This window comes from Arsukibacterium sp. (genome assembly GCF_033722355.1).
Lineage (GTDB): Bacteria > Pseudomonadota > Gammaproteobacteria > Enterobacterales > Alteromonadaceae > Alishewanella.
This window is the reverse complement of record NZ_JAWVZF010000191.1, coordinates 1-4,797: the sequence shown is the minus strand read 5'-3', so window position 1 is coordinate 4,797 and position 4,797 is coordinate 1. Positions and strand designations below refer to the sequence as shown.

The 4,797-nt window shown below is 48.6% G+C and carries 6 protein-coding genes; all 6 read left to right on the top strand.

Annotated features, from left to right (window positions below; all coding sequences use genetic code 11):
- Window positions 1-294 precede the first annotated feature (294 nt).
- Complete coding sequence (locus R3177_RS13270) at window positions 295-1,218, top strand: hypothetical protein (RefSeq protein ID WP_318971505.1); 924 nt, start codon at window positions 295-297, stop codon at window positions 1,216-1,218.
- Window positions 1,215-1,805 carry a hypothetical protein gene (locus tag R3177_RS13265; RefSeq protein WP_318971504.1) on the top strand — a complete coding sequence of 197 codons (591 nt, stop codon included), beginning with the start codon at window positions 1,215-1,217 and terminating at the stop codon, window positions 1,803-1,805. The genes R3177_RS13270 and R3177_RS13265 overlap by 4 nt, the downstream gene beginning before the upstream one ends.
- Before the next feature lie 2 nt (window positions 1,806-1,807).
- Window positions 1,808-2,458, top strand: a complete 651-nt coding sequence (locus tag R3177_RS13260; RefSeq protein WP_318971503.1) for a hypothetical protein — start codon at window positions 1,808-1,810, stop codon at window positions 2,456-2,458.
- Window positions 2,436-2,759 (top strand): hypothetical protein, encoded by a 324-nt coding sequence (locus R3177_RS13255; RefSeq protein ID WP_318971502.1) that lies wholly within the window; start codon window positions 2,436-2,438, stop codon window positions 2,757-2,759. The genes R3177_RS13260 and R3177_RS13255 overlap by 23 nt, the downstream gene beginning before the upstream one ends.
- Window positions 2,749-4,410 carry a pilus (MSHA type) biogenesis protein MshL gene (mshL, locus tag R3177_RS13250; RefSeq protein WP_318971501.1) on the top strand — a complete coding sequence of 554 codons (1,662 nt, stop codon included), beginning with the start codon at window positions 2,749-2,751 and terminating at the stop codon, window positions 4,408-4,410. The genes R3177_RS13255 and mshL overlap by 11 nt, the downstream gene beginning before the upstream one ends.
- Window positions 4,411-4,414: 4 nt before the next feature.
- Window positions 4,415-4,797: ExeA family protein (locus tag R3177_RS13245; RefSeq protein WP_318971500.1), on the top strand; the 383-nt coding region annotated here is incomplete at its 3' end.

Below are 4,797 nucleotides of genomic sequence, written 5' to 3'. Positions count from 1 at the left end.
ATTAGAGAAGGCACCACCAAAAGTGACAAAGCCCCGATATTGCTGTTGCTGAATCAGCTTTATATGATATTGTAATTTCATCCACTTGTTGCCAGATATCATCGGTTCTGCAGTTGTCGGGCAATTTAGCCAAAGTTCAACTCTGGAATCGGACAGCAGGGGCTCAGTAATCCTGATCCACTTGGCGCAAAGGCCTGCAATATCACAGCTTGGCAATAACATAACGCGGAATGGCAACTTTGTCGCAAAAGGTGTCAGTATTATAGACCGATATCAGGGTTGAATAGCATTAAGATGTTAGCCAGAATTTTGCAACATATCGGCTTTGGTCATAAAGGCGCGGCAGGCGTAGCGGTGCTACATCTGCGGGAGCACGATATACAGCTGCTGCTCAAGCCAGCCAACTCAGCAACGGCAACTGTCCAGGTACAGGCGATAAATCAGGGCCGCTGGCAACTTGCTGTGCAGGAAATGCTGGCGAAAGTCAGCAAGTCGATGGCCTTGACTCTGATTATTCCGCCAGCGATGTATCAGATCATTCAGCTGGAAAAGCCCGCTATTGCTGAGACGGAATTATTAGCGGCCTTACCCTGGCAAATAAAAGATTTAACCGATATTGCCCTTGACGAGCTGGTACTTGATTACATTGATTTACCTGCTGCGCCCGGCCAGCCCGATAAAATCAATGTAGTGGTCAGTGGCAAAAGTCAGTTGCAGGAGCTGGTGGCGCTGGTAACCGACGCCAAACTTCAGTTACAGCAAATCCTGATTGAGGAATGGCTGATCCATGAACTGATTGAGAATGCCGACCATGCTGCTCTGGTCTTGATGCATCAACCCGATCAGGATGTGCTGCTGCAGGTCATCCGGCAGGGGCAATTACAGTTTTCCCGAAGGTTGCGCGGATTCAGCAGGTTGCATCAGTATTCTGAATCAGAGCTGCAGCAGGGCGTTTTTGACAACTTATTACTGGAAATCCAGCGCTCGATGGATTACATCGAAAGCCAGCTTAAATTACCACCGGTGAGAAACATTCATTTACTATGCAGCGGTGCAGAGCGAACCAATTTAGTGCCACTATTTCATCAGGCTGGGTTCAGTCAGGTTCAGAATTTGCAACTAAAACCTGAGTTACAATGGGCCGCCGGTACAGACGTAAATGAGTGCTGGCCCGCCATTGCCGCAGCCCGCAGTACCGCTGAGGAGCCCTCGGTATGAAGCAGTGGATAAATTTATATCAGGCTGATCTTAAACCTAAACAACAAACGATGGCACTCTCGTCACTGGCTGTTTTGGTTCTGCTGGCGCTGACAATCAGTTTGCTGGCCTGGGGAGGATTACAGTGGCAGCAACGTCAGCAGATCGAGGTTAATAATCTGGCTGAACAACAGCTACAGCGTCAGCAGGAGCAGCTTGGATTGCTGCAGCAGGCATTATTACAGCGCCAGCCCTCATCAACATTAGTCGCAGAGCGGGATCAACTAAAACGGCGGGTTGAGCAGCAGGTCGCATTACAACAATATCTGGCAGCCCAGCAGCTGGGCGCTGATTATGCTTACAGTGTAGTGCTGCAGCAACTAACCGATGCTGATATCAGCAGTGTCTGGTTAACTCATTTTACTCTGAGGCCCGCTAGCAGTGAATTGCAGGGGCTGACACTTGTGCCTGCTGCAGTGCCTGGCTGGCTGGAGAGTCTGCGCGCTTTTCAGTATTTCAAAGGCCAACGTTTCAATGAGCTGCGCTTAACCCGGCTGCCTGAGCAACAGGCGGTAAAGTTTTATCTTATCGCTGAGCAGGGGGACTAGGTATGGTGAACTGGCAGCAACTGAATCAGCGGTATCAGGCGCTACAGCTAAGAGAGAAGCGGCTTATTTTCTTTGGCTCATTGATATTGGTTTTCTGGTTATTACTGATATACCTGTTAGAACCTGCCTGGCAGCAGCAACAGCTACTGAAAGGAGAACTGCAAAAGTTCCGCTTGCAGCAACAACAGGTTCAGCAGCAATTAGAGTTATTGCAGACCCAGCTGGCTGTTGATATTGAACAGCCAATACGAGACGAAATTACCGGACTGAATCAGCAGCAAGCTGTGTTAGCTGCGCAACGGCAGAGCCAGAGCAGCTTATTTATTGGTGCGGAGCAGATGTTGGCTTTACTGCGGGAAATTCTTGCCAAAAGTAAATTGGTCCAATTGAAATCGCTATCAACGTCTGCCGCGGTACCGGTAGTTCTGGCCGGACAGCTGGCTGGTGAAGCGCCTTTGCTATATCAGCACAAAACCACGCTGGTGGTCAGTGGTACTTATCGCAATGTGCAACAACTGTTAAGTGAGCTGGAACAATTACCCTGGCTGGTGCAATGGCAGCAATTAGAGTATCAGGTCGTTGAGTATCCGATGGCCGATATTAGTATTGAGTTTATTACTGTGAGCGAAAATGAAAACTTTATTCAGCTATAGTGCTGTCTTGCTATTGGCATTTTCAACTCTGGCTGATCCAACCCGGCCGGCTCCAGGCTATATTGAGCAGGCAAATCGTACTATGGCTGTCAGCTCAGGCAGCGCATTGCAACTTCAGCTGATCCACCATAGTCATCACGGTAAAGCTGCCACCATTAATGGTCAGTTTCTGCAGCCCGGTGACCAGTATCAGGGATATACCCTTACCGACATCAGCAATAACACCGTTGTGCTGATCAGGGGTGACGAACAACGAATTTTGCAGCTACATAAAAAAATGATAAAAAACTATGATGAATAATATCCGCTCAATAATGTGTAGTGTCAGCAGCATGATTTTGCTAACAGCATGTCAGGCGCTTGAACCGAATGCCGGAGCAGCAGCGGCAAAAAAAGCACTGCAACCGGCACCACACGAAGCAAAGCCGGTTTTAAACGTGCCACCGGCCGTTACTCAGGATTTGCTGGCCCGGCCACCGGCAGCTGTTACCAGTACTGAACCGAGGTTTAATGTCGCAGCAAGCGATGTTGCGCTGACAGACTTCTTTCACTCTATCGTCCACGACACACCCTACAGCCTGGTGGTGCATCCGAATATCAGCGGTACTATCAGTCTGCAGCTGAAGCAGGTTACCCTGGCAGAAACTCTGGCGATTGTGCAGTCATTGTATGGTTTTGATATCAGGCGCCAGGGTATGGTGTATCAGGTTTACCCGGCGGGTTTACGGACTGAAACGATAGCAGTGAATTACTTGATGCTGCAGCGAAATGGCTTTTCTTCCATTTCCGTCAACTCGGGTGGGGTATCTCAGGATAACTCAAATCAGAATAACAATAACCGCGGTAATCAGGGGCTGGCGAACAATAATAACCTGCTGAATAACCCGCTGGGCAATAATAACGGCCTGATGCAAAACAGCCAGCAACAATTTAATGGCAGCACCATTCAGAGTGAAAGCCGTACCGACTTCTGGGAAGAACTGAAAGATGCGGTTGAAGGTGTGCTTGGTGGTGGCGAGCAACGGATGGTGGTTGTAAGCCCTCAGGCGGGTTTGGTCACTGTGCGTGGTATGCCGGATGAAATTGCTGCGGTGAAAGCCTTTCTGGGGCAGTCTGAGCAGCATCTGCAACGCCAGGTGGTACTGGAAGCAAAAATTATTGAAGTTACTTTAAGTGACGAGTATCAACAGGGCATTAACTGGCAGAATGCGCTGGCTACCATTGGTTCTACCAGCTTTAACTTTACCACGTCAGGCGTTATTCCTACCAACCCGACAACGACTAATTTAGGTGGTGTTACCGCAATTTCCTTTAATAACGCCGATTTTAATGGTGTGATTAACTTACTTGAAACCCAGGGCAATGCCCAGGTACTGTCAAGTCCGCGGGTTACCGCTATGAATAACCAGAAAGCGGTGATTAAAGTCGGTCAGGACGAATATTTTGTCACAGATGTAACCAGCAACACCACCATTGCCGGCACCGGTGCGACAACCACTTCCCCTAATATTTCGCTGCAGCCTTTTTTCTCTGGTATTGCACTTGATGTCACGCCACAGATCGATCAGAGCGGCAGTGTTATTTTACATGTTCACCCGTCAGTCACTGAAACATCAGAGCAAAGTAAGACTATCCGGTTCAGTGACGAACAAATTGTACTGCCGCTGGCGCAAAGTAATATCCGGGAGTCTGATACCATTATTAAGGCTCAGAGCGGAGAAATTGTCGTCATTGGTGGTTTGATGCAAACGGTTACCACTGATAGTGAGTCACGGACACCTGTACTTGGTGCAATACCGTTACTGGGCCAGTTGTTTACCAGTAAAAGCAAAACTGAACGCAAGAAAGAGCTGGTTATTCTGCTCAAACCCACTGTGGTGGGTAATGGTGTCTGGCAACAACAAGTGCAACAGTCAGAAAAATTGATCACTGACTGGTATCCTGAGCAATAAGCGTATGTATGCCGCCCACTTTAATCTGGCTGCAACGCCATTTTCACTTACTCCCGATACGCGGTTTTATGTTGGCTTACCGCAACATGAAGCCGCACTGGCCGTACTGAATACAGCGTTAAATGCCGGCGAAGGTTTTATTAAAGTGACTGGTGAAGTGGGCACCGGTAAAACCTTGTTGTGCAGATTATTATTAAAACATGCCCCGGCGGACTGGCAACTGGCTTATCTGCCTGATCCCAGCGTAACACCAAATGAATTACGCTGGGCCCTGGCGGCAGAACTTGGCTTAAAGTTCTCTGCGAATATCGACGCCAGCCAGTTACTGCAATTATTGCAGCGGCAACTTATCCTGCTGGCACAAAATGGCAAAAAAATTATCCTGGT